This window comes from Bradyrhizobium sp. LCT2 (assembly GCF_009931255.1).
GTDB classification, from domain to species: domain Bacteria; phylum Pseudomonadota; class Alphaproteobacteria; order Rhizobiales; family Xanthobacteraceae; genus Bradyrhizobium; species Bradyrhizobium diazoefficiens.
Genome location: NZ_CP034432.1, coordinates 4699619 through 4724257 on the forward strand (window position 1 = coordinate 4699619; position 24639 = coordinate 4724257).

23 protein-coding genes and 3 pseudogenes are annotated in these 24639 nt (G+C 63.2%); 13 read left to right on the forward strand and 13 right to left on the reverse strand.

What is annotated here, in order from left to right; all coding sequences use genetic code 11:
* Positions 1-24: 24 nt before the first annotated feature.
* Positions 25-942 (forward strand): annotated as a pseudogene (locus tag EI171_RS22720) (PHB depolymerase family esterase); the annotation flags it as partial.
* A gap of 223 nt (positions 943-1165) precedes the next feature.
* Complete coding sequence (locus tag EI171_RS22725; RefSeq protein ID WP_161534741.1) at positions 1166-1678, forward strand: phasin family protein; 513 nt, start codon at positions 1166-1168, stop codon at positions 1676-1678.
* Positions 1679-2029: 351 nt separating this feature from the next.
* Here the strand turns inward: EI171_RS22725 and EI171_RS46770 are convergent, their stop codons facing one another.
* From EI171_RS46770 to EI171_RS46780, 4 genes and pseudogenes are all read right to left on the reverse strand, one after another.
* On the reverse strand, positions 2030-2266 hold the full coding sequence (locus EI171_RS46770) for a putative addiction module antidote protein (protein WP_333924719.1): 237 nt from the start codon (positions 2264-2266) through the stop codon (positions 2030-2032).
* A 112-nt stretch (positions 2267-2378) separates the two neighbouring features.
* The gene (locus EI171_RS22735; protein WP_028171648.1) at positions 2379-3164 is read right to left on the reverse strand and encodes an outer membrane protein; all 786 of its coding nucleotides are present in this window, start codon (positions 3162-3164) and stop codon (positions 2379-2381) included.
* A 140-nt stretch (positions 3165-3304) separates the two neighbouring features.
* Complete coding sequence (locus EI171_RS46775) at positions 3305-3541, reverse strand: hypothetical protein (RefSeq protein ID WP_371740561.1); 237 nt, start codon at positions 3539-3541, stop codon at positions 3305-3307.
* Positions 3542-3594: 53 nt separating this feature from the next.
* Positions 3595-3714 (reverse strand): annotated as a pseudogene (locus EI171_RS46780) (DNA ligase); the annotation flags it as partial.
* A 210-nt stretch (positions 3715-3924) separates the two neighbouring features.
* Here EI171_RS46780 and EI171_RS22745 point away from each other — a divergent pair.
* A complete protein-coding gene (locus tag EI171_RS22745; RefSeq protein ID WP_074076895.1) occupies positions 3925-4671 on the forward strand; it encodes a class I SAM-dependent methyltransferase in 747 nt (248 codons plus the stop codon).
* A 178-nt stretch (positions 4672-4849) separates the two neighbouring features.
* Positions 4850-5506, forward strand: a complete 657-nt coding sequence (locus EI171_RS22750; RefSeq protein WP_028171652.1) for a phosphoribosylanthranilate isomerase — start codon at positions 4850-4852, stop codon at positions 5504-5506.
* A gap of 1174 nt (positions 5507-6680) precedes the next feature.
* On the opposite strand, the gene EI171_RS22755 is transcribed toward EI171_RS22750, so the two are convergent.
* Positions 6681-7304: a TetR/AcrR family transcriptional regulator gene (locus EI171_RS22755; protein WP_161534742.1), complete on the reverse strand. Its 624-nt coding sequence runs from the start codon at positions 7302-7304 to the stop codon at positions 6681-6683.
* Between the two features lie 122 nt (positions 7305-7426).
* Here EI171_RS22755 and EI171_RS22760 point away from each other — a divergent pair, with 122 nt between their 5' ends.
* A complete protein-coding gene (locus EI171_RS22760) occupies positions 7427-8401 on the forward strand; it encodes an alpha/beta fold hydrolase (protein WP_161534743.1) in 975 nt (324 codons plus the stop codon).
* 132 nt (positions 8402-8533) lie between these two features.
* On the opposite strand, the gene EI171_RS22765 is transcribed toward EI171_RS22760, so the two are convergent.
* Positions 8534-8773 (reverse strand): hypothetical protein, encoded by a 240-nt coding sequence (locus EI171_RS22765; protein WP_027547402.1) that lies wholly within the window; start codon positions 8771-8773, stop codon positions 8534-8536.
* 328 nt (positions 8774-9101) lie between these two features.
* On the opposite strand from EI171_RS22765, the pseudogene EI171_RS22770 reads away from it, so the two are divergent.
* The 3 genes and pseudogenes from EI171_RS22770 to EI171_RS22780 form a co-directional block, all read left to right on the forward strand.
* Positions 9102-9452 (forward strand): annotated as a pseudogene (locus tag EI171_RS22770) (dihydrodipicolinate synthase family protein); the annotation flags it as partial.
* Positions 9453-9746: 294 nt separating this feature from the next.
* Positions 9747-10718, forward strand: coding sequence for an SDR family NAD(P)-dependent oxidoreductase (locus EI171_RS22775; protein WP_028171656.1), 972 nt, complete (start codon positions 9747-9749; stop codon positions 10716-10718).
* A gap of 272 nt (positions 10719-10990) precedes the next feature.
* Entirely contained in the window at positions 10991-12106 is a 1116-nt protein-coding gene (locus EI171_RS22780) for a S9 family peptidase (RefSeq protein ID WP_161534744.1), read from the forward strand.
* A 15-nt stretch (positions 12107-12121) separates the two neighbouring features.
* On the opposite strand, the gene EI171_RS22785 is transcribed toward EI171_RS22780, so the two are convergent.
* On the reverse strand, positions 12122-12628 hold the full coding sequence (locus EI171_RS22785; RefSeq protein WP_028171658.1) for a MarR family winged helix-turn-helix transcriptional regulator: 507 nt from the start codon (positions 12626-12628) through the stop codon (positions 12122-12124).
* Between the two features lie 407 nt (positions 12629-13035).
* On the opposite strand from EI171_RS22785, the gene EI171_RS22790 reads away from it, so the two are divergent.
* Entirely contained in the window at positions 13036-14592 is a 1557-nt protein-coding gene (locus EI171_RS22790; RefSeq protein WP_011087746.1) for a porin, read from the forward strand.
* Positions 14593-14856: 264 nt separating this feature from the next.
* Here EI171_RS22790 and EI171_RS22795 read toward each other — a convergent pair whose 3' ends face one another.
* From EI171_RS22795 to EI171_RS22805, 3 genes are all read right to left on the reverse strand, one after another.
* Complete coding sequence (locus EI171_RS22795; protein ID WP_161534745.1) at positions 14857-15333, reverse strand: GcrA family cell cycle regulator; 477 nt, start codon at positions 15331-15333, stop codon at positions 14857-14859.
* Positions 15334-15406: 73 nt separating this feature from the next.
* A complete protein-coding gene (locus EI171_RS22800; protein ID WP_007603456.1) occupies positions 15407-15604 on the reverse strand; it encodes a hypothetical protein in 198 nt (65 codons plus the stop codon).
* A 201-nt stretch (positions 15605-15805) separates the two neighbouring features.
* Entirely contained in the window at positions 15806-16747 is a 942-nt protein-coding gene (locus tag EI171_RS22805; protein ID WP_161534746.1) for an acetamidase/formamidase family protein, read from the reverse strand.
* A 131-nt stretch (positions 16748-16878) separates the two neighbouring features.
* On the opposite strand from EI171_RS22805, the gene EI171_RS22810 reads away from it, so the two are divergent.
* From EI171_RS22810 to EI171_RS22820, 3 genes are read left to right on the forward strand one after another with little or no spacing between them, the layout of a single operon-like run.
* The gene (locus tag EI171_RS22810) at positions 16879-17682 is read left to right on the forward strand and encodes a YdcF family protein (protein ID WP_197982525.1); all 804 of its coding nucleotides are present in this window, start codon (positions 16879-16881) and stop codon (positions 17680-17682) included.
* A 60-nt stretch (positions 17683-17742) separates the two neighbouring features.
* Positions 17743-18525 (forward strand): DUF169 domain-containing protein, encoded by a 783-nt coding sequence (locus tag EI171_RS22815; protein ID WP_161534747.1) that lies wholly within the window; start codon positions 17743-17745, stop codon positions 18523-18525.
* A 9-nt stretch (positions 18526-18534) separates the two neighbouring features.
* Positions 18535-19713: a trans-acting enoyl reductase family protein gene (locus EI171_RS22820; RefSeq protein WP_011087741.1), complete on the forward strand. Its 1179-nt coding sequence runs from the start codon at positions 18535-18537 to the stop codon at positions 19711-19713.
* Between the two features lie 130 nt (positions 19714-19843).
* Here EI171_RS22820 and EI171_RS22825 read toward each other — a convergent pair whose 3' ends face one another.
* A complete protein-coding gene (locus EI171_RS22825) occupies positions 19844-21040 on the reverse strand; it encodes an FAD-dependent monooxygenase (protein WP_060912454.1) in 1197 nt (398 codons plus the stop codon).
* 147 nt (positions 21041-21187) lie between these two features.
* Here EI171_RS22825 and EI171_RS22830 point away from each other — a divergent pair, with 147 nt between their 5' ends.
* Entirely contained in the window at positions 21188-21664 is a 477-nt protein-coding gene (locus EI171_RS22830) for a MarR family winged helix-turn-helix transcriptional regulator (RefSeq protein ID WP_049832408.1), read from the forward strand.
* Here the strand turns inward: EI171_RS22830 and EI171_RS22835 are convergent.
* Positions 21633-22889, reverse strand: a complete 1257-nt coding sequence (locus tag EI171_RS22835; protein ID WP_161534748.1) for an O-antigen ligase — start codon at positions 22887-22889, stop codon at positions 21633-21635. The genes EI171_RS22830 and EI171_RS22835 overlap by 32 nt on opposite strands.
* A 178-nt stretch (positions 22890-23067) precedes the next feature.
* Positions 23068-24615, reverse strand: a complete 1548-nt coding sequence (locus EI171_RS22840; protein WP_161534749.1) for an undecaprenyl-phosphate glucose phosphotransferase — start codon at positions 24613-24615, stop codon at positions 23068-23070.
* Positions 24616-24639: the final 24 nt, after the last annotated feature.

Consider the following 24639-nt stretch of genomic DNA (forward strand, 5'->3'; position numbering starts at 1 on the left):
TCACCCAAAATCAGCCATAGCTCTTTTTCCGGACTCGGCCTGCGCAGTCCGATCAAGCGCGCCCCTCTGTCCCCATCGGACATCGTGCCCGAGGGCACACGGTTTATCGCCGGTACCTTCAGTAACGCCGCGGGAAGCCGGACCTACAAGCTGTTCATCCCAAGCCGCTGTCAGGGACAACGGCTTCCCCTGATCGTCATGCTTCACGGCTGCACCCAGTCGCCGGACGATTTCGCGGCCGGCACCCGGATGAATTTCCTGGCGGAAGAGCAGAATTGCTTCGTGGTCTATCCTGAGCAGCCGAGCGGAGCCAACCAGGCGAAGTGCTGGAACTGGTTTCGCACGGGCGACCAGCGCCGCGGCGGGGGCGAGCCCTCGATGATCGCCGGCATTACCCGCCAGATCATGCGCGACCATGTGATCGATCCGAAGCGCGTATACGTCGCGGGTCTGTCGGCCGGCGGGGCCGCCGCCGCCATCATGGGCGCAACGTATAGCGACCTGTACGCGGCCGTCGGTATTCATTCAGGCCTCGCGTGTGGAGCCGCGAGCGATCTCCCCTCCGCGTTCGTGGCCATGCGACAGGGAGGCGGCTCCAGGGCAATTGCGGACGGCATAACTTCTGTGCCGACCATCGTGTTCCATGGCGATCGTGACACTACGGTGCATCCAAAGAATGGCGATCAGATTATCGAGCAGTCCGCCGGGGCAACGAGACCGACGACGAAGGTACTTCGCGGACGCGTACCCCACGGCCATGCCTATACTCGCACCGTCCTGATTGACGGGGCCGGTCGAGCGATATCCGAACACTGGAACATCGACGGCGCCGGACACGCGTGGTCAGGCGGCAGCCCCGCCGGGTCCTACACTGATCCGCAAGGACCGGATGCGACGAGGGAAATGCTGCGCTTCTTCCTCGAGCATTCGCTCGGTGGATAGTCTGGCTTATTCTCAGACTGACGCCGCTGAGCATGGGTCAGGAAGATCGCCAGTTAGACGTTTGTTGGTTGGAGTTGCTACCCAAGATCATCGTCGACCTCGTAGAACGTGCGATTGATGCGGGACTCCAACGATGCACGGGTTTGGAACGCTACGTCACAAAGCCTGTTGTCCTTTCAGAAGTGACCGTTTTGGTCGCCCCCCCATTTTCGTGGAGCGTCAGATGAGCAAACGCAAACCGGCGACAGCGCCAAAGCGCGCCCGCAATCCGAAAATGGCCGCGCGGGCCCAACGGAACAAGCAGGCCATTGTTAGAAGCCCGAAAGAGAATTTACTTCACTCTGCTGCGGCAGTTTCGGTCGAACCGCCTCCCGAGCTTCATGATGATCCTAAACACGAGGTTTCTATCATTGAGCCTCGGGTGGATACCTTCCCAGGTGACCTCAGTCAGAGAATGACGGATAGCGATCCAACGAAAGGCTTTGCTTTAGCGACGGCAAACATGCAGGCGTATCAAGCGAAGCTTCTTGAGATAGCCGGGGCCAACGCGCAATTTGCTTTTGAATTCGGCCTGAGACTTGCGACGATCAGGTCACCAACTGAATTTTTCGGCGTCATTACGGAATTTACAAGCAGACGGGTCGATATGTTCGCGCAGCATTCGAAAGAACTGGCGGCATATCCGTTCTGGCGCATCAAGCCGCCCCGAGAGCTCACGGCTCTGCCGGGACGATAACTGCAAGCCGTACCCGCTGCGGCAAAGCTTGTCGTTCTGATCCTCGGCGGCGACAAGGCGCTGCCCCAGGAACGCCGGCCTCTCTTGACCGCGCGCTGCGCATCATGTTCCCGATGATCTCGGAGGTCGCCGAATTCAACAGGAGGCCCGCCGGTTCACGCTGGCGGGCCTTGGTGACTAAACCCGGCAAGGTGTATCCTTCCAAAGGGGCGGGCGGAGCTTGATTCGTCATGCTGGAAGCCATTCTCCTATTGCTGGGAATTGGGGCCGCAGCTCTCCTGCTGATCGCGTTTTGGGGACTGCATCGCCACGTATAGGCACAAAAAAAAGCTCGGAGGCGTATCTGGCGGATCAGAAGCTCGAATGCCCGCCGCGTTTGGGGGCTACCTTCAGCTGCAAGCCCATAGCCGTGAGTACCCCCAGGACGGTAGAAAAATTCGGAAGCTGTTCGTTGCCGAAAGCACGATAAATGCTCGTTCGCTGCAGCTCGGCCATTTTCGAGATTTCTGAAATGTTGAAATCTTTGAGGGCCTGTCCGATCGCCCTGGAGATTGTGTGAGGTTCGGTCGAGGCGAATGCTTGGTTCAGCTCATCGGCGAGCTGCGAAAGGTGTGACTGGTCGGTAGGTCTTCGTCACTCGAGCCTCCCAACGCACAAGGCCGGCTCAAAGAGCCGGCCTTGTTCGTTTGCATAATGCTAATCAGTACCTCGCGACGAGAGGGCCGCCGAACCGATAGTTCAGGCGCACGAGACCCATATCGACATCTTGGCTGATGCGATTAGTCTGAAATAACAACCCGGTCCCAGGGACCGTGAGGTCTCTCGTTTGATGGCCGAGGAAGATGTGATCGTACTCAACACCGACCGACCAGTTCGGCGCAAAGCCAAACTCAAGGCCGGCGCCAACTGTGGCCCCCCAGCGCGTGTCGCGACCTGAGGCTAGCAATGTGCCAGCACCGGGAGTGCCGGGAGCAGCGTAGATGTCAAACTTATCGCCGACCACAGCCGCGCCACCCTTCACGTAGAGCAGAACGCTGTTCCAGGCGTAGCCCACCTGACCCGTGATGAGACCGAAGGAATCGATCCGTGACCGATTGCGGTCGCCCGTTACCAGAGCGCTACCCGGGAACAGGAGGCTGATGTTGTCGCCGGAGAAGTCGGCCCAATTGCCCTGGCCTTCGAGACCGAACACCCAACTTGCTGACTGCCAGCGATAGCCGACCTGACCACCGACCGTGCCGCCAGTCGCGTTGTGACAGCCTTCACCGACGAGGGTGCCGGTAACTGGCGTGACAAAGTCCCAGCAGCTGTGCGCGGAGCCGCCGCCACCGTTGATACCAATGTAGAAGCCGCTCCAGTCGTAGATGGCGGCGACCATCGGCGCCGGGGCCTTGGTGTACGGCCGGGCGGCCAGATCCGCCGCACCGGCGGGAGCCGCCAGAGCGAGAGCCAATGTTCCGGCCGCAGCCGCAAGAACCTTCTTCATGCGAGTATCTCCCCAGAGTAACGAGTTCAATGAATTGGCGCGTTCGCCCACCTGCCTGACAAAGAGTAAGTCGATGGTTGATAATTGCTGTAGCCCGCATGCCACACTCGTTGCCAAAGGTTGGCCGAAATTCTCAACGTTTACAGATGGTTGAGTGGAACTAAACGCACGTTAGCGTGCGTATGATGTCGAGAGTGCCAAGAGTATCCGGGCCCGTGGAATATGTGAGACCACATTGCCTTGCGCAGACTCGGCGGCAGCTGGCGCAAATCTTCGCCGCCGAGCGCGAGAACGTCGAATGCGTAGAGCTGCACCTCGTTGTCGTGCCAGCGCGAATGCTGCGCGTTGAAGTCGGACACGCCGTCGACGCCGAGCACCACGCCTCGCCGTCGATGATGAATTGTTGCTCGCGGTTCTTCAGCACGGCCTCGACGATCCAGGGGAAGCGCGTGGTCCGGTCGTGGCCGTTGCGGGTGAATAGCCGGGCGGTCTTGCCGTTGCGCTCGACGCGCGAGCGGTAGGCGTCATATTTGATTTCAGTCGGGGCCATCAGGCACCGCCTTGGCGGCGGTGGCCAGGCAGAACGCGAACGCGCGGTGCATGCGAACGGGATAGTCACGCGGCTGCGAATATGCGAATCTCGCTAGCGTTTCAGCATCGGAATTCGTCAGTGAGGAACCGATGACAATTGCATTGCCGTACCTTGGAATTGCGCTCTGCTGCTCGATCGCGCTCTGGTTGGTGAGCCAGGTGCTGTAGGGTGTGGAACATCGCGACAGCGGCAGCGACGCTACTTGTGGCGTTTGCTGCAACTCGCGCATATGCCGCTGACATAGGTTATCTGGCTCCTCCCGGAGTCGCTGCAAACGAGTTTCCCTCACCGCAGCGCCCCGTCGCACGGATTGTCAGCCCACGCCGCGCCGCCGAAGAGCACCGCGACGCTCTCAATGAGGCCGGCCAGATCGCACGTGTTCTTGAACTGAAACCTGGCATGACAGTCGGCGACATTGGTGCGGGCAGTGGCTACCATACGGTTAGACTCTCGTACCTCGTCGCACCCGCCGGCTCTGTTGTTGCCCAGGACGTCACGCGGGATTACCTCATAGAACTCGCCAGGCGAACAAAACTCCTGAAGTTGACGAACGTGCAATTCGCGCTCGGCGAACCACACGACCCGCGTCTGCCCGCTTCCTCGCTGGATGCCGCAATCCTCGTGCACATGTATCACGAGATAGCCCAACCCTATGCCTTCCTCTACAATCTCGCGCCCGCCTTGAAGCAGGGTGCACGGGTCGGAATTGTCGACCTTGAGCTTCCGACGTCGAAGCATGGCACGCCAATTGAGCTCCTGCGCTGCGAATTGACCGCCGTCGGCTATCGCGAGGTCGCCACATACAAGCTCGAAGGGGACGGAGGGTACCTCGCAGTATTCTCTCCGCCGGAGGTCGCGGGTCGAAAATCTCCCCGCGACATCGTTGCTTGCAGGGATCCCGCCGGCACTCGCTGACACCACGCCCGCCGCCCGGCCTATTCTTTTCGCGCCAGGGAGCGCGTCGCCAGCAAGGACGATCGCGATCAGAAGCGGTTGGCCGAGCGCCCGACCGGCGCGATTGACCCAAAACGGCCGTTGACCCAGGACCAGCCCATCCTGTCTACTCAACTGAGTGGTGGCAGCGTGTAAGACAATGCTGACGCAAATTTACGAAGTCGCGACACCTGCGGAAGCCGAGGCGATATCGGTAATCGGCGTGGATCATGTCGGCGTGCTCGTCGGCGATGGAGCCTTCCCCCGGGAGCTTCCGGTTCAGAAGGCGTTAGCGGTTATGAAGATGGTGCGGGCGCCGTCCGTAGTTTCCGCGCTGTTCCTTTCGGCGGATGTCGCTCTTATCGAACGGATGGCGAGAGAGCTTGATCCGCCCATTGTTCATCTTGGCGCATCCAGCGAATTGCTTACGCCTGATCTTGTCGTGGCGCTGCGAAAGTCCCTGCCGAAGACCAAATTCATGCGCAGCGTACCTGTCACGGGACCTGAGGCAGTAGGCGTGGCGCAAGCTTATGATGGGGTTGTCGATTGGATCCTGCTCGACAGTCATCGGACAGGTGATGTGCAAATCGGCGCGCAAGGGGTGACGCACGACTGGAGCATCAGTCGAACGATAGTGGAGAGTGTTCGCACCCCGGTCATACTTGCTGGTGGCCTCGGACCGGACAATGTCAAGGAAGCTATTCGGTCGGTGCGACCTGCCGGCGTTGATTCGAAAACAAGAACGGATCGAGAGGGCACTCACTCAAAAGACCTGAGGAAGGTAGAAGCCTTCTATCGCGCTGCGACGAGCGGTTAGATCGCACCTCTCTTCTTGGCCCATCGCGTCAGATCTGACCCGGAACAGCAATCGCAATGCGCCCAATGCGCCAACGCCCACCTTCCTAGCGGCAAACGCGGGCTCTGCGTCTGGCACGTTTTTAGCTTGTTTTGGTGCGGGGCTGGCGCGGCAGCTCCCCGCTCGACGGCCTAGACCACCAGACAGGGGCGGGGAGCTTGCCGAGGTTGCTTTCAATCTTCCCGCCAACCGAGGCGGCCTTACGGGGTTACCAGTTGTTGCTCCAAGCACCTGTCTGCGACGCTGTCTAATTCTCGAATTACGAAATACTCTTGAAACAATGAGTCGCCATAGTCACCGGTATTTTTGAGGAACTTTGCCACCACTCTGTTTCATTTCGATCGGTCTCTTTGCGAGGCGCAACCATGGATTTGAGAACAAATAGGATTGAAGTCGGCGCGCGTTTTAAGCTCAGCGAAATCGGAAAAATTCGTTGCCCAGACCTGGCTGACAAGGTTGGCGTCGTTGTCGCCCTAGGCCAACGTACAACCGGCATCACCGTTCTGTTCGATGGTGCCCAACGACCAACCGTTTTGCATAGGGATTACATCAGACCCAGCTCTGATGAGGATTAACGGATCGCTCCGTTCCGGCACTCGGGCCATCCTGATGAGGTACCCAAAAGGGGTCGTCAGAATAGCCGGCGCGTCTTGATTCGCTTCCTGGACAGTCGCAAACTGCCCGCAGGGGCTCGTTACGCAGTTCTTCTACTTTCCCTGCTTCAGTCAGTTTGCAATCTCCACCAGGTCACCTCAGACGGGGGGCGCGACTCATGGAAATATTCCGTGCTGAGAAGATTTGCGTTGTCGAGGACAACTCAACCAGAACGTGCCGCATCTGCGGCAAGAAAATGAAGCTTGTCCGAGCGGTGGTGGACTCTGAGAGCGGAGCCATCACTCGTATGTTCGAATGCGGCTGCGGCAAGCGCGTCTGGGACGACTGAGGCGCGCGACCGGTAGTGGCTGATGACGCATTGCCGCCGGCTGATGCGGTAGAGTGGTACAGGGCGGGTTTCGCGTCCTTTTTTAATTCCCCAAGCTTCGCGGAGCGAAAGTTTGGGGCGGAGTTCTCTCCTATGCTCAGTCCTAGCTTTCCAACGTTCTTGTAGGCGTCCACTCTCCAGACATCGTTCCACCTACCTCAAATACCCCACCACCATCCTCGTCGTCTCGTCCACCAGCGTCCGCACCGTCTTCTCCGACAGCATTTCGGCGTGGTTCAGCACCGTGTTGTGCGCGACGGCCTCGATGGCGCTGACGCAGATGAAGGTGGCAAGGGCCGGGTCGATCTTGCGCATCTCGTTGCGGCGGCTTTCGAGATAGGCGCGGACGAGGGTGTGGACCTCGCGATTGAAGGCCTCGACGTCCTTGAGCTGGCCGGTGCGCGGGATCTGCTCGGCGAGCACCCGATGTAGTTTCGGATCGATGCGGTGGGCCTCGATCGCGACGCTCACGAGTTTTCGCACCGCCTTCTCGATCGGCATGTCGGCGACCTCGGTCAGCGCTGAGCGGACGATGCCCATGATCTCCTCGTTGTGGCGGTCGATCACGGCGGCGACGAGGGCCTCCTTGCCCGGAAAATACTGGTAGAGCGAGCCGACGCTGACGCCGCCGACTTCGGCGATCCGGTTGGTGCTCGCCTTCTCAAAACCTTCGCGGACCAGAATGCGAGCGGTTGCCTCGACCAGTGCGTCGACGGTGGCGCGGGACCTTTTCTGGGAGGCGTTTTTCCGGGGTTTTGTCGGTGGTTTGCGCGCCATGGGCCAGCCGTCCGAATGCGAGTAGGAAAAGCGAGTGAATGCTCGCATTATATCCGCAAGTGGCGACGGGTCGGCAAGCGTCTTTGCCGCCGCGTCGGGAGAGCCCGGAGGGGAGGTGGCCAATGAGCGTTGCGAAGATCGTGTCGGCGTTGCAGTTTTGCCCTGGCGGCCGCGCGCTGGATGCGCCGCCGCAGCGCGATCCCGCGCCGAGCTTGCAGAGCCGTTGCTTCAACGTGCTGCTCAGGCTGCTTCCGTTCAAGAAGCAGCTCGCATCCGCCGAGGCGGTGCAGGCGCATGTGCACAAGCGCGACTTGCAGCCGGCCTCACATGAGCCGACGGGGCTCGGCCGCGGTGTCGAGGTGACGCTGACCAGGATGGGCGGATGGCCGGTCTATTACACCGCGCCGTCTTTCGGCCATGAGGGCTGCAACTACGTCATGTTCCTGCATGGCGGTGGCTTCATCAACGAGATCGTGCCGGCGCATTGGCGGCTCATTGGTCAGATGACGCGCGAGGCGCGCGTCGTTTGCGTCGTGCCGATCTATCCGCTCGCGCCGCGCGTCACCGCGAAGGACGTCGTGCCGGCGACGGCCGAGCTGTTGCGGATGCTGCTGGAAGATGCCGGGCCTGCAAAGGTCACGGTGGTCGGCAATTCGGCCGGCGCGGGCCTGGCGCTCGCCGCCTGCCAGTGGCTGCGTGATCGCGGACATCGGCAGCCGAGCCTGATGGTGCTGATCTCGCCCGCCGCGGATGCGTCGGTCGGCCGTCCGGAGCAGGTCGAGATCGCGGCGCGCGATCCGATCCAGGACATTCCGGGGATCCTCGAGGCGGGGCGCCTCTATGCCGGCGAGCTCGATGTCGGCCATCCCTTCGTCAGCCCGCTCAACGGCGCGTTCCGTTCGCTGCCGCCAATGACGATCTTCGCAGGGACTCGCGATCTGCTCTACCCCGACAGCGTCGATCTTGCGGAGCGGTCGAGGGCGGTGGGTGTGCCGGTCGAGCTGCATCTGCTCCGCAACCAGCCGCACAATTATGCGCTGATGCCGACGCCGGAGGGGCGAAAGGCGCGCGCGATCATCTTGCGTGCGATTGCTTGAGGGAAGAGCGTGACGATTGTCACAAAGCGCGCCGCCGCGATGGGTCTGGCGCCAGCGGTGCCCGCGCGGAGGAGAAAGGCGGCCCCCGGGGCGTTTCCTCAGTCGTCTTGATATCAGTAGTTTTGCGGGGCCTTAGGCGTGGCCCTTGATCTCGTAGTGACCCGGCACGCATTTGTAGCGCTCGAGGCGCCAGTTGGCGTGATAGATCGGATGCTCGCCCATCCACTTCGCCAAGGGTGCCTGTGCGCCGATTGCACACTGCATCATCGACATTTCGGGCGTCATGTTGCTGTCGGTCACGATTTCCTCGACGCAAGCGCCCGAGGCAGATGCACCAAGCCGGCAGAGCACGGCAACGACGGTCACGAACATTCCTGTCACCTCATCGGTAGTTTCTGACCACGAAGAGGATGCAAGCGGAGTGCCAGAGCCTGTGACACAAACAACACGCTGACCTGGCCGACTCGACCCAGCGTCCACCCCCATTTGATGATTCGGATTGTAAAAAAATTGCCCTTAACCCGAAGCCGGACAAATACGGGAACCGGAGGGGGTGATCACAGGAATGTTGGATTCTGCGGGGCTGCGCCGCGCGGACGGCCCTTCACTGGGCTTGCACAGCCAATAGGCTTCGAAGCGGGCGGATACTCGTCAAAAGAGCGGGACCGCCACAAGGGTTATGGAAACGCGAGGGCAGAACATGAAGGTACGTCCGACCGGCGTGATCCCGCCGATGACGACGCCGTTCCGGAAAGACGGCGAGATCGACTTTGGGCACGTGGCGCCCCAGGTCGACTGGATGATCGGCGCCGGCGCGCACGGCGGCTCGACCGGCGAGGGGCGCACGCTCGATCACGAGGAATATCGCGACCTGACGGCCGCAACGGTGGAGGCGGTGAAGGGGCGCATTCCCGTGATCGCCGGCATCATCGTGGACTCCACGCGCGATGCGATCCGCCGCGGCAAGCTGGTTCGCGACATGAATGTCGCCGCGCTCCAGGTCACGCCGGTGCACTATTTGTTCAAGCCGGACGAGGAGGCGCTCGGTGCGTTGAACGGGCCGTGCGTCGAAGCGGCCGAATAGTCCGTCCGCCGAAATAACGATGGCGAAGATGGCAGCGCCGATCCGCTTTTACCTGCGGATGCGGCGCTGCTACATTTTGCGCGCGCTGCGATGAGCGGCGCTAAAGCGCGATGAGATTGGGATGAATCGTCATCGCGCTTCAGGTTATTGTTTGAGCATGATCTCTTCGGAGAACCGCTTCACACTTTGCGCTAACGCGGCCCTCCGGGGCCGGATCATGCTCTGAAGAAACATACCGACAAGGGAGCGGCCGAAAGTCCCATGAAGGATTTTGCAGGAAAGATCGCGGTCATCACCGGCGGCGGCACGGGAATGGGACGCGAGCTCGCGCGACAGCTCGTGGCCGAAGGCTGCAATGTCGCGATGTGCGACGTCTCGGAGGCCGCAATGGCCGAGACCAAGCGGCTCTGCGAGGTCGAGAAGCTGCCGCAGGGCCTGCGCGTCACGACGCATGTCGCCGATGTCGCGATCGAGGATCACCTGAAGCGCTTTCGCGACGAACTCGCCGAGCAGCAGAAGACCGACAAGATTCATCTGCTGTTCAACAATGCCGGCATCGGTGGCGGCGGCAGCCTGTTCACCAACACGCGCGAGCAGTGGGAGCGCACCTTCAACATCTGCTGGGGCGGGGTCTATCTCGGCGTGCGCACCTTCCTGCCGATGCTGGTGGCGGCGGACGAGGCCCACATCGTCAACACCGCGAGCGTCAACGGCTTCTGGGCCTCGATCGGCATGGGACAGGCGCACACCGCCTACAGCTCCGCCAAGTTTGCGGTGAAGGGATTTACCGAAGCGCTGATCAACGACCTCCGCCTGCATGCCCCGCACGTCAAATGCTCGGTGGTGATGCCCGGCCATATCGGCACCTCGATCGTCTCCAATTCGCGCAAGGTGCAGAGCACGGACGGGTCGGAGCGGCTCAACGCCGACGAGGTCGCGCTGACCCGCAAGCGCATGGTCGCGGCCGGCGTGCCGGATGCCGACAAGATGTCGGACGAGGACATCCAGGCGGCGTTCGCCGAGCGCGCCCGCAGCTTCCTGGAGGATGCTCCGACGACGGCTGCGCAGGCCGCGAAGATCATCCTCGACGGGGTCAAGGCGGAGCGCTGGCGCATCCTCGTGGGCGAGGACGCCAAACGCCTCGACGAGCGCGTGCGCGCGACGCCCGAGCAGGCCTATGACCGCGCCTTCTACGAGAGCTTTACGCAGGAGGTCGGCTGGCGGCTCGGCTGAGTCTACCTCGCTGTTGTGACCAGCGAGGCGCGGATATAGGTATGATGATCATCATGGCAAGAGGTGCGCAGGTCATTTGACGTGCCAGCTCTTGCCAATATTCGCGGCCTCATGACGAATTGGAATGTCACGCATGCGGCGCGGCGCATCGTTCAATAATCGTTCAAGCGATGGTGATCTCAAACACCTGTAATGGCGCGCACGGCGGCTTGGTTGGCGAACCAAAATAGTTTAGTGAATCAGGGGTAACGCGATGATAGAGCGTAGCTCCGATGATACCCGCATGCCTCTCCGACGACTGGTCCCTTTGCCCGGAGAGAGAGGACATCTCCGCTGAATTCACGCGGCTCCTGACCGCAGCCCAGGAGGGCGGCGCCACGATCGCGGAATGCCTGATGATCGCGCGGCAGCTCAAGCGGGGCGACGAGCAATCCTGGCACCGCGAGTGGAAGCGGCTTGCGCAAGCCAACCGGCACCGCGCCGAGGCCGCGTTCGCGGAGGGCCACATGGCGACCGCGCAGCGCAACTGGCTGCGGGCGTTGAACTACTACGGTGCAGCGGCAATGCCGCTCGATCAGGCCGACGAGCGGCGCTGGGTTGCGGTGCTGGCGATGCAGGAATGCGCCCGCCGCTACCTCACGGCGCGCGCACCGGCCGGCGAGGTCGTGACGATTCCCTGGGTCGACGATCATGCGTTGCAGGGCTACTTCCTGCCTGCGGCGTCGGCGAGGGGACGGGCGCCGACCGTGATCTGCATCGGCGAGCCGGGACACCGCAAGGAGGAATTCCTGTTCAAGCTCGCACCGCATGCGCGCGAGCGCGGACTGTCGATGCTCGCGCTGGACCTTCTCGGCGACCAGCGCGACGATTATACCGATACGCTCCTGCAGCGCCGCGATCTCGAGAGCTCGATCGCGAGCGTCATGGATTATCTGGAAACGCGCGGCGACGTCGATTTCGATCGCGTCGCCATCGTGGCGGACGGGTGGGGATCCTCATTCGTGGCGCGCGCGGTGTTGCAGGAGCCGCGGCTCGCCGCCGCCGTCTGCGATGGCGGGTTGTGGGATCTGCACGAACGATCGTTCTTCGCCAGCCGCTTCGCGATGAGCGACCTCAGCATCGTCCCGGTGCCGCATGCCCCGCTGATGGCCTCCAGCGCCGACTGTCCGGTGCTGATCACGCTCGGCGAGGATGGCTGGCTCAAGGCCGACCGGGCGCGTCAGATCGTCCAGAAATCCCGGCTCGGCAGCTCCGATATCGTGCTGAAGGTGTTCACCGCGGCGGAGACCGGCGCAGCGCAGGCCCATGCGGACAATCCGAGTCTCGCCAACGAATACATCTTCGACTGGCTGGAATCGCGGCTCGGCGCCGCCGGTCGGCGGAGTTGAGCGCGGCCTCGCGTCTCAGAAGTCGAGCGATATCCTGACGCAGGCCTTTTCGAGCCGGTTCTTGAGCGTCGCGAGCTTGGTGGTGAATTCCGTCAGCTCGTTCTCGTCGAACTCCTGGAAGACGAACTCGCGAATCGTCTTGTACTGCTCGTTGAGGCTCGCAATGTGCTTCTGGGTCTTGTCGACCAGTGACAGCCGCACGACCCGGGCGTCGGTCGGCGAGGGCCGCCGGCGGAGCAGGCCCTTCTTCTCCAGCAGCTTGGACTGGGTGGTGACGAACGAGGGATCGACGTGGAGCAGCTTGGAGACCACGTTGACCGGTACGCCGTCGTCCTTGTCGAGGTCGGAGATCGCCATCAGGATCAGCCATTGCGGGCCGCTGATGCCGAGCGTCCTCGCCCAGAACTGACGCAGCTCCTCGAGATACATGTTGATCGACGATATCTCCCAGGTGAAGCGCCTGATGAGATCCAGGTTGCCGATGGGGCGCAGGCGCGCTCCTTCTTTCCTCGTCGCGGACACAGCGTCACTCCCGTGAACTGATTCTTCAGGCCAGTGTTCGTGGAAGGCCATAGTCCACGCAAGCCTGCTCTGACGCAAGTGCAGAGCAGGGTAATTTTGTCACTAAAATTACAAAGATGAGCAGGTCAGCATATTTGGTCCGCCCGGGTGTGGCGCCCGGGGCACAGGTTTAGTGAAACTACAAAGCTTACCAAATAAACTATTTTAATTAGCGTAATGGCGCAGGCATAGTGGTGCCCGACGGTGGGGGGTACTCGATCGTCCCGTTGCAGGTGGTTCGCTCACGTCCCTCGCGTCGAATGCGGGTGTGTCCGAAAGCGCAAAGCGGCCGAGCGGATTTGAAAAGACGGGGATCTGGGGGGCCTCACGGTCCGGTCTCCGTAAAATGAGCAACTTGGAGGTTTTATATGAAAGTGGTGAAGAGCCTTTTGCTCGGCACTGCGGCGGGTCTGATCGCCGTCGGTGGAGCCCAGGCGGCCGATCTTCCGGTCAAGGCCAAGGCGGTCGAGTACGTCAAGATCTGCACGCTCTATGGCGCGGGCTTCTACTACATCCCGGGCAGCGACACCTGCATCAAGCTCGGCGGCTATCTGCGTGCCGAAGTGGCGCTCAATGCCGGCGGCAACTACAGTGCCCAGTACAACGGCGTGTTCGCGGCCAACAACCGGCTGACCAACTACTACTCGATGCGCGCTCGTGAAGATCTCAACATCGACACGCGCACCGCAACGGAATACGGCGTCGTCCGCACCTATTTCGATGCGGTCTTCACCTGGACGACCGGCAACTATGGCGGCACCGGTTCGGGCACGGGCGCGACCCAGTACAGCGGCACGATCGGCCTCAATGCCGCGGGGACCGGTCTCACGGGCTCGGGCGGCGGCAACGTCAACGGCACCGACGGCAACCTCTCGGGCGGCGCGCTCGGCGTCTACTACGCTTTCATCCAGTTCGCCGGCTTCACCATGGGTAAGGCGGTGTCGCAGTTCGACGCGCCCTGGATCAACTATCCCGGCAACAACTTCGACCAATTGGTCGGCGGTAGCGGCACCACCAACGGTGTTACCCAGTTCACCTACACGGCCGATTTCGGCCAGGGTGTGACGGCCGCGTTCTCGGCGCAGGACCAGACCCAGGTCTTCCAGACCAACATCTGGAACACCGCCGGCATGTCCACGACCGGCGTCCTCGGCGGAGCCTACGGCTCGAACGATCTCGGCGGCACCCGGGCTCCCGACCTCGTGGGCATGGTCCGCGTCGATCAGGCTTGGGGCCTGTTCCAGGCGTCGGTCGCCGCGCACGACAACCATGTCGGCTACTACGGCGCGAGCGAAGTCACCGGCCATCCGGAAGACAAGTGGGGCTGGGCCGTTCAGCTCGCTCTCCAGATCAAGAACATCCCGACCGGCGCCGGCGACGTGATCAACCTCTCGGGCGTCTATACCGACGGTGCGAGCCGCTACAACTTCCAGGAGCTGGCCGCGACCAGCTACTCGATGTTCGGCAGCTCCAACGCGGCGTATCAGAGCATCGGCTTTGCCGGCGTGTCTGACGCGGTGTTCGGTCCGGGCGGCGGCCTCGAGCTGACCAAGACCTACGGCTTTCGTGGTGCCTATACCCACAACTGGAGCCCGTACTGGAACACGGCGCTCTACGGCGCGTGGGCTGCGGTCAACTACAGCGGCACGGCCAAGGGCCTGATCTGCGGCAGCGCCGCGTTCGCCACCCTGACCGGCACCTGCAATCCGGACTTCAACATCGGCCAGGTCGGCGTCATCACCCGCTGGACGCCGGTGAAGAACCTGACCTTCTCGGCTGACTTCACCTACAGCCATCTCGACCAGAAGTACTCGGGCGTGATCACGACCCCGGCGCTCACGGGCGTTGCCAAGCCTGCGGCAACCTATGAGCTGAAGGATCAGGACACCTACAGCCTGCTGCTGCGCGCCCAGCGCAACTGGTAAGCTTCAGGGCTTTCGGATCTGACGCAGCCCCGGCGGGACACCGCCGGGGCTTTCTGCTGGGCCTTCGGAAAATCCGGCAGCCTGTGCAGGCGACGAAGACGAGCCATGCGATTCGATCGCCTCAAACTTATTTACTTACATGAGTTACTAAGCTATATAGCTTTCAGCCAAATACGAAAGTTGCGGCTCTTAGCTTCACGCTAAGCCTCCAGAAACCTCCGGTGATGCCCCGCCGGAGGTTTTTCGTTTTTGGGACGTGCGGCCTCAGCCGCGCATCATGCGGGCGCGCGAGTTCGGCCGGTAGGCGAGGCGGCTGTGGCCGGCGCAATACGACTGGCCGTCGGGCGCAGTATTGCCGCAGAAGCAGAAATCGTCTTCACCCGGCGTCGAGATCGGCCAGCGGCAGCGGTTCTCGGACAGCTCCAGCAGCGAGCAGCGATTGGCGTCGTCGATTGGACCGGCGATCACGGGAGCGTCGGTCTCGCCGTAGATGGTGGCGAGCATCTCGTATTGCAGCCGCGGCACGGCTCTCCTCGTACGCGGCGGCGCAAGGCTCCGCTCGAGCCTGCGGTCTTCGACCGCGCGGCTGCGCGTCAGATTGAGCCGGGACAGCTTGCCGATCACCGCGTTGCGGCTGACGCCGATGTCGGCGGCGATCTCGCGGCAGGAGAGGCCGGCCTCGAAATGTTGCTTCAGAAGTTCAATTCGTTCGTCAGTCCAGGTTGGTGAGAGAACAGGCATTTGTAACGGTCCCAGGTTGCAGATGTCGGCCATCCGCCTCTCGAGATCCGTCCGCCTCACGTCCGGCGCGCGCTCACGTCCTGCCATTGTCGCGAATCGACAAAAGCCCGTCCTTGATGGCGAGACGGATGCCTTCCTCGATCAATGTCCGTGCGACGCCGGGAACGCTGGTGCCGTGGGTGCCCTGTCTCACCAATTTCTCCAGATAGGTGATGGTCGAGAGCGCCAAGGTTACGGGAATGCGGTCAGTCTCGGCTTTTTCGGTGGCCATGGCCCGAACGCTAGCCTCTTACTCGGGTACATAAAAGTAACGATTAAGACTCTATTTAGGTTCGAGGCCGGAAGTCAAATCCGAACTGAATCGGCGTCTCAGCTCATTGGAATCGCTTGAGAAATTGGGCACGGCGCGGCGCGCCGCGCGGCAGACCGGGCGGCGGCGTGGCGTCAACGGGTCAGGGAAGGCGCCGGCGGCTCAGCCGTGCACGATCACCTTTTCGATCATGCAATGGATGCCCTTGGAGCCGTTGACGGTCTGGGTCACCCGCAGATCGGCCGCCAGGCTGCACAGCGTGTAGGCGTCCTCGCGCGACAGGTTACGCGTCTCGCCGAGCAGCGCGATCATGTCGCGCAGCGCGCGCACCACGCACTGGTCGAGATCGGGGTCCATCGCCATGGTCATGTAGTGCGTCGGCGTCTCGGCACGGGGATAGTCGAGCCTGAGGTCCTTGCGCAGCGTCAGGCGGAAGCGGCCCTGGAGCGCGGTCTCGATCGCGGTGACGCAAACCTCGCCGTCGCCCTGCACGCCATGGCCGTCGCCGCAGGAGAACAGCGCCCCCGGGACGAACACCGGCAGGTACAGTGTCGCGCCGGCGCCGAGCTCCTTGTTGTCGAGATTGCCGCCCATGGCGCGCGGGACCAGCGAGGAGATACGGCCCCAGGCCGGCGGCGGCGAAACGCCCATCACGCCGAAGAACGGCTTCAGCGGCAGGTCGAGGCCCCAGGGCATGCGGCCGACCATTCGCGTCCGATCCAGCGGGATGTTGAGGATGCGCGTCTCGTGGAAATCGTCGGGCAGGGTGCCGGACAGCGGCCTGATCAGATTCCAGCCCCAGTCCTGCCGGAGCTGGACGTCGAGGATCTCGACCGCGAGCACGTCGCCGGGTTCGGCCCCCTCGACCGCGATCGGTCCGGTGAGGATGTGGCCGGGCAGCATGCGCTCACTCTTCGCGTGGACCTCGTGCATCTCCGGCGGAATGTGAAATTTGTCGCGGTCGGGCAGCACGTCCGGGCTGCCGCTGATGGTGTCGACCGTCACCTCGTCGCCGCTCTTGACCGTGAGGACGGGCTCGAGCGCGGCTTCGAAGAAGCCCCAATGGCAGGTTTCGGGGCTTGAATGCAGGTGATGATGGGTCATTTGCGGCCGTCCGTTCGGTTTGAACTGCTGTGCCCGGGCTTGACCGGGCGATCGATCCTCTTTCAAGAAGATTTAAGATGGACGGGCCGGTCAAGCCCGCGCATGACCCGATCATTCCAGCGAGGCTCCCCCTGTATTTCGTTCTTTCCAAGACCCTCGGCACGGCGCTGCTGCCGATCAATCTTCTGGTCGAGCTCGGAATCCTGTCGCTGGTGCTGATGCTGACGCGCTTTGCGGCGCTCGGCCGCAAGCTTGCGGTGACCACGCTGGTCCTGCTGGCGCTCGCCGCGTTCTCGCCGCTGGGCAACCTCCTGCTTTATCCGCTGGAGTCGCGCTTTCCGAAGTGGGACCCGTCGCGGGGCGCGCCCGACGGCATCATCGTGCTCGGCGGCTCCGTCGACACCGATCTGTCGGCCGCACATCGCACGCCGGTGGTCGCGTCCGCAGCCGATCGCATGCTGGCACCGGCCGAGCTCGCGCGCCGCTATCCGAATGCGCGCATCGTCTTCACCGGCGGCTCGGCGAACCTCGTCTCCACCGATGCGAAGGAGGCCGACTACTCCGCGCCGATCCTGGAAAGCCTCGGGATCCCGAAGGAGCGCCTGATCGTCGAGCGGGACTCGCGCAACACCTGGGAGAATGCGGTCTTCACCAAGCAATTGGTGTCGCCGAAGCCGGGCGAGCGCTGGCTCCTGGTGACGTCGGCTTTCCACATGCCGCGCGCGATGGGGATCTTTCACAAGGCCGGATTTGACGTCGAGGCCTATCCGGTGGACTGGCGAATGGGCGGGCGTGACGATCTCTTCGCGTTCACCCATATCGGCAAGGAGGGGCTCGGCAGGACCGACGTCGCCATGCGCGAATGGATCGGCCTGTTGACTTACCGCGTCATGGGCCGGACCGGCGAGTTGCTTCCGGGGCCGGGCAAGGACTAGAACGAGAGGCGCAAAACAAGAACACAGCACCGGCGCACGATCGCCGGCCCGGAGGACGCCATGCAGCAGCAGAGCGCTGAGAACATCGATCTTGCCGGCCTTGTCGCCGATCTCAATAGCCTGTTGCGGCTGAAGACCACGGTGATCGGCATGAAGCTGTTCGCACGCGCCGCGGACATGGAAGCGATCCCGAAAATCCGGCGGCCGAACGCGATCCACACCACCGACCAGATCGTCAGCATGGCCGCGCGTCTGGGGTGGACCGTCGGCATCACCGCCGACGATCTTGTCGGTGCCCAGTGCCGCGCGGTGATTGGCCTTAGCCCCCAGGACGACAAATGGCTCGCCGGCGAAAATTACGTCGGGGTCTGGCACGGCACGGCGGAGGACGCGCGCAAGCGCCAGGAGGCGCTGGACGTGGTGCCGTTCGGGCACTATCAGGCGCTCGCGGTCAGCCCGCTCGCCAGCGGCCGGCTCGATCCGCCCGACATCTGCCTCGTCTATGCGACGCCCGGGCAGATGATCATCCTGATCAACGGGCTGCAATATACCGGCTACAAGAAGTTCGAATGGGGCGTGGTCGGGGAGACCGCTTGCGCGGATTCGTGGGGGCGGGCGCTCAAGACCGGGGAGCCCAGCCTGTCCTTGCCATGCTATGCCGAACGGCGCTATGGCGGCGTGCCGGACGAGGAGATGCTGATGGCCCTGAAGCCCTCGCATCTCGCCAAGGCGATCCAGGGCATGAAGGCGCTGGCGAAGAACGGCCTTCGCTATCCGATTCCGCCCTATGGCATTCAAAGCGACGTCCGTGCCGGCATGGGCGTGAGTTACGCGAAAAAGTAAAGGCCAGTCATGAGCTCTGCGAAATTCGACATCGTCGTCTACGGTGCGACCGGTTTCACCGGCCAACTCGTCGCCGAATATCTGGCGGCGCACTACAAAGACGACAAGGCGCTGAAATGGGCGATGGCGGGCCGCAGCCTCGACAAGCTGAAATCGGTGCGCGAGGCGATCGGCGCGCCCGCGGATACGCCGCTGATCGTGGCAGATGCGTCCGATGCCGCCTCGCTGAAGGCAATGGTCGCGCAGACCAAGTCGGTGATCACGACGGTCGGTCCGTATCAAATCTATGGCGAAGAGCTGCTCGCGGCCTGCGTCGCTGGCGGCACGGATTATTTCGACCTCTGCGGCGAGCCCGTCTGGATGCGGCAGATGATCGACAAGTACGAGGCGGCGGCCAAGGCGAGCGGCGCGCGCATCGTGTTTTCCTGCGGCTATGATTCCGTGCCGTTCGAGCTCGGTACGTTCTTCGTCCAGGAGGAAGCCAAGCGCGTGTTCGGCGCAGCGGCTGCGCGCGTGAAGGGCCGCGTGCGCGACATGCGCGGGACGCTGTCGGGTGGCACCGCGGCGAGTGCGAAAGCGACCTTCGATGCTGTCGCGAAAGATCTCAGCCTTGTCGCCATTCTCAACGACCACTTCGCGCTGACGCCCGGGTTTGCCGGACCAAAGCAGCCGAAAGGCAACAAGGCGGCGTTCGAGGAGGATCTGCAATCCTGGGCCGCGCCGTTCATGATGGCGCTGATCAACACGCGCAACGTCCATCGCTCCAACATGCTGATGGGATTCCCTTACGGCCAGGAGTTCGTCTACGACGAGATGGTCTTGACCGGTCCCGGCGAGAAGGGCGAGGCCAACGCGAAGCGCGTGATGGCCGTCAACGCCGAAAAGACCGGTCCGAAGGCGCCGAAGCCGGGTGAGGGGCCGTCGAAGGAAGAGCGGGAGAACGGTCTGTTCAATCTGCTCTATGTCGCGATCGCGCCTGACGGCCGCATGGTCCGCGCCGGCGTCACCGGCGACCGCGATCCCGGCTACGGCTCGACGTCCAAGATGATCTCGGAATGTGCGATCTGCATGCTGCGCGACACGCCGGACGTCGCTGCCGGCTTCTGGACCCCGGGCGCGGCGATGCAGCACAGGCTGATCAAGCGGCTGCAGGACCACGCTGGGCTGACGTTCGAGGTGGAGGGATAGGGCCGCATCACAGACGCTGTCATGCCCCGCCAAGGCGGGGCATCCAGTACGCCGCGGCTTCTCCGTATCTTATCGCTGTCTCTGGAATACTGGATCGCCCGCCTTCGCGGGCGATGACACCGTGTTCGCGCTACACCGCCCGCGCATCATACGCGTACATGAACTCCATGCTCTTCGAGCCCAGCGGCAACAGCCATTTCAGCATCTGATTGCGCATCCACGCGCCGGTGGCGCTGAACTCGCGCTTGCTGTTGCCGTTGCGGCGGGCCATGGCGACGATCTTTTCCGTGCGCGGGCGGCGCTCGGCTTCGAAGGCCTGGAAGGTGGTGCCGAGCTCCTGTCCGTCCTGCATCAGGCGCGCGAGCCGCATCGCGTCCTCCAGCGCTAGCGAGGCGCCCTGGCCGGCATGGGGGCTGGTCGCATGCGCGGCGTCGCCGATCAGCAGCGAGCGCTTGCGCGACCAGGTCGGCAAGGTCGCGACATCGAGCGTGTCGGTGACCACGATGTTCTCGGCCGCCTCGATGATGTCGGGGATCGGATCGTGCCAGCCGCGATGGAAGCCGCGCAGATGCTGCTTCAGTGTCGCCGCATCGAGCGCGCGGAACATCGCCGCGTCCATGCCGTGCGCGGGCTGCGTGCTCCACCACATCACGCCGTCGTTCGGATCCGGGCTGCAATAGCCGTAGCCGAAGAAGCCGCTCTGGCCGAACGTGGTCTCGACGTGCCGGCCGATCGGCCTGCCGTCGAGCACGGCGTGCGGCACGAAGCCGCCGAAGCCGATCAGGCCGGTGTCGAAGGGCCGGGGTCCGTCCGGCACCACCTGGCGTCGCGTGATTGAATGCACGCCGTCTGCGCCGATCAGGAAGTCGCCTTCGGCGGTGGTGCCGTCGGCAAAGTAGGCGATGATCGGCTGGTCGCCGCGGTCCTCGATCTTGATCAGGCGCTTCTCGAAATAGAGCGAGACGCAGGCGCACCAGGCCTTGTCGATCAGCATTTCGTTCAGCGTGGCGCGGCAGACGTTCACCGCGGGCTGGCCGAAGCGGCGCTGCATGTCGCGGTTGATCGAGCCGAGCTTTCGGCCTTCCTGCGAATAGAAGTCGAAGGCCTCCGCGACCGAGCCGCGGCTGATCAACTCGTTCGAAAGGCCGATCTCGTCCATCACATGCATGCCGTTCGGCGCGATCTGAAGGCCGCCGCCGATACCCTTCGAATAGGGCCAGGCCTCGTAGATCGCGGACTCGATGCCGGCGCGGCGGAGCAGGATGGCGGCGACGGGCCCGGCGATGCCGGCGCCGATGATCAGGGCCTTGCGGGGACGGTTGGACATGGCTTGCTCCCGACGTTTCCGTGGTGCTAGGAGAAATTACGGTCGCTAAATCTCTTAGTGACTAAGATATATATCGACTAAGATATGAGGTCGGCCTTGTCAAGGACGAAGGCGCGCGCGGCGCTGTTGCAGGAGCTCGAGGAGGCGATGCGCCGGTCGTCCGCGCAGGGCGTGCTTTATGGCCAGACCGTTGCGAACGTTGCCGGAATTGCCAATTCCGACCTCGAATGCATGGACATCCTCTATCTCGAGGGACGCGTCACCGCGGGCCGGCTCGCCGAGGTGACAGGCCTCACGACGGGCGCCATCACCGGCGTGATCGACCGGCTCGAGAAGGCTGGCCTCGTGCGCCGCGAACGGGACGAGAAAGACCGCCGCAAGGTCTTCATCGCGGTCGTGCCGGAGGCGGCGATGAAGATCGGCCAGTTCTACGTGCCGATGCAGCAGGCGATGGAGAAGGTCTTCGGCGCCTATTCCGACGAGGAGCTGCGTCTTTTGCTGCGCTTCGCGACGGAGGGCTACAAGGGCGTGCTTGCCGCCACTGAAGCGCTGAAGAGCCTCCTCGACACGCCGCCGGAGAAGCGTCCCGATCTCAAGCTGAAGAAGCTTCGTCGCCAGCCCTAGTCTTATAGACTTGGGCAGCCGCGACCATGCCCCACATCGCGCCCAGCATCATCCAGAAGTGCCGCCAATGGTCGGTGTCGATCACGAAGCTTTCGCCGACTGTGCCGACGAAGGCTGAAAACACGGCGAGATAGGCGCGCTGCCAGGGCACGCGGACGAAGATGTGCCGGAAGCCCGTGATCACCGTGGTGAAGACCAGCGCGGGATAGCACACGCCGGACAGCCAGCCGCCCGACATGAAGGCGTTGAGATAGGAGTTGTGGGTGTCCTCGGGGAAGAAGCGGTGGAATTGCAGGGGGCCGATCCCGAATGGCAGGTCGAGCGCCATCTCCGCACCCAGGATGTGCCGGCCGAACCGGCCGAAGCGGCCCTCGTCATAGCTTTGGTCGAAGCTGGCGCGCTGCTTGAACATCTCGGCGGTGGAATCGAACGACAGCAGCACCGCGATCAGCGCGACGCCCAGCACCGCGGCGACGATCGCCATGACGACGATGCGCGAGCGCTGCGCGTTGGTGCGGCTGGTCAGCACCATCAGCGCCAGCATGAAGGCGGAGGTCAGCACCAGCCCGCCCCAGGCGGCGCGGGAGAAGGCGAGCAGGATCGCCAGCGACATGATGCCGAAGGCGATGACGTTGCGGAAGGCCTTAGCCGGCTTGTCAGAGACCACGCTCTGGAGCGCGAACAGCGCCGGCAGGATCAGGAAGGCGCCGAGCACGTTCGGGTCCTTGAACGTGCCGCGCGCACGTCCGTAGAGCGTGAGGAGGTCGTCTCCGCCGGGAATCAGGTGGAAGTAGCCGGCGACCGCCGACAGCGAGGCAATCATCGCGCCGACCACGAGGCCGCGGCGGAGCATATCGAGCCGGGCCGCGGTGTCCTCGGACGTGATCGTGGCGAAGAACACCACGGTCACCGCCATGTACCAGGAGGTCGCGATCCAGCTCACCACCTCGGGCTGTTCGAACAGCGGGATCGCGCTGATGGTGTAGCCGACATTGAGCAGGACCAGCACCAGCAGCAGCGGCATCAGCGCGAGTCGCAGGCGCAGGCCGGTGGCGAAGAAGGTGACGGTGGCGAGCAGCGTCACGATCTCGTAGGGGCTGGGTTCGATGAAGACGATGGCGCCGGAGGCGCCGACCAGCCACACCAGCGCGCGCTGGAGGGCCAGCACGCCGGGCGCAGCGCGAACCGCTGCATTCATCTCCCCGGCTGTCGCCGCATACGCCATCACACGCTCACGCTACTCGTACACACAACTTCCGCCGTCATGCCCCGCCTAGTGCGCGCTTGCGCACGGGGGCGGGGCATCCAGTACTCCGCGCCGTCAGTGGCGACGTTCGCCGCCGGCGTTTACTGGATCGCCCGGTCAAGCCGGGCGATGACAGCGCGTTCTTGACGCAAACAACTCAATACGCGTTCTCGTTCTTGGTCAGCAGCGAGATCGGCGTCTTCAGGAGAATGACGAGGTCGAACAGCACCGACCAGTTCTCGATGTAATAGAGGTCGAACTCGACGCGCTTCTGGATCTTCTCTTCATTGTCGATCTCGCCGCGCCAGCCGTTGATCTGGGCCCAGCCGGAAATGCCGGGCTTGACGCGGTGGCGGGCGAAATAGCCGTCGACGGCCTCGTCGAACAGGCGGCTCTGGAGCTTGCCCTGCACCGCATGCGGGCGCGGGCCGACCAGGGAGAGGTTGCCGGAGAAGACCACGTTGAAGAGCTGCGGCAGCTCGTCGAGGCTGGTCTTGCGGATGAAGCGGCCGACGCGGGTTACGCGCGGATCGTTCTTGGTCACGACCTTCGAGGCCGTCGGATCCGCCTGGTGATGGTACATCGAGCGAAACTTGTAGACGTCGATGCGCTCGTTGTTGAAGCCGAAGCGCTTCTGGCGGAACAGCACCGGGCCGGGGCTGTCGAGCTTCACCGCCAGCGCCACCAGTCCCATCACCGGCAGGGCTGCGAGCAGCGCGAGGCCGCCGACGACACGGTCGAACAGCCATTTCATCACGAGGTCCCAGTCGGTGATCGGCGCCTCGAACACGTCGAGCGTCGGCACTTCGCCGAGATAGGAATAGGAGCGCGGACGGAAGCGCAGCTTGTTGGTGTGGGCGGACAGGCGGATGTCGACCGGCAGCACCCAGAGCTTCTTCAGCATCTCCAGGATGCGCGTTTCCGCCGAGATCGGCAGCGCGAACAGCACGAGATCGACGCGGGTGCGGCGGGCGAACTCGACGATATCGTCGACCTTGCCGAGCTTGCGCGCGCCGGCGCAGGTGTCCAGCGCCCGGCTGTCGTTGCGGTCGTCGAACACGCCGAGTACGTGGATGTCGGAATCGTCCTGCGCCTTCAGTGCCTCCACCAGTTGCTCGCCGTTACTGTCGGAGCCGACGATGATGGTCCGGCGGTCGAGCCGGCCCTCGCGCCCCCAGGCGCGCACCAGCGAGCGCAGCACCAGGCGCTCGGCGATGAGCGCTGCGAGCCCGATGAAGTAGAAGGCGGCAAGCCACAGCCGCGATATTTCGCTGCCGAACTTGGCGAAGAAGGAGATGCCGATGAAGAGCAGGAAAACGAATGACCAGGACGAGATCATCCGCGTCATCTGCCGGAGCTGTCCGCGGAACAGCTGCACCTGGTAGATGTCGGCGGCCTGGAAGCAGACCACGGCGGCGACCGCGACGGCGAGGATCTCCTCCGGATATACCCAGCTGAAGCCGGAAAGCGGCATGACGTAGCCGACATAGACCGCGATGCCGACGAGGCTCAGCAGCGCGAAGTCGGCAAGGCGTACGATGCCGGTGATCACGATCGGCGAATAGGCGCGGGCGACCTTCTGGTTGACGACGTCGAGTGCAGCGGGCGAGAGCCGGCGGCGGCGCTCCACAAAGGGCTGGTCAGCCGGCTTGGCCGCGGCACTGGTCGCGGCATCGAGCATCGAGCGTGCGTTGAGCGGTTCCACGGGCGTCCACGTCCATTCCAAAAA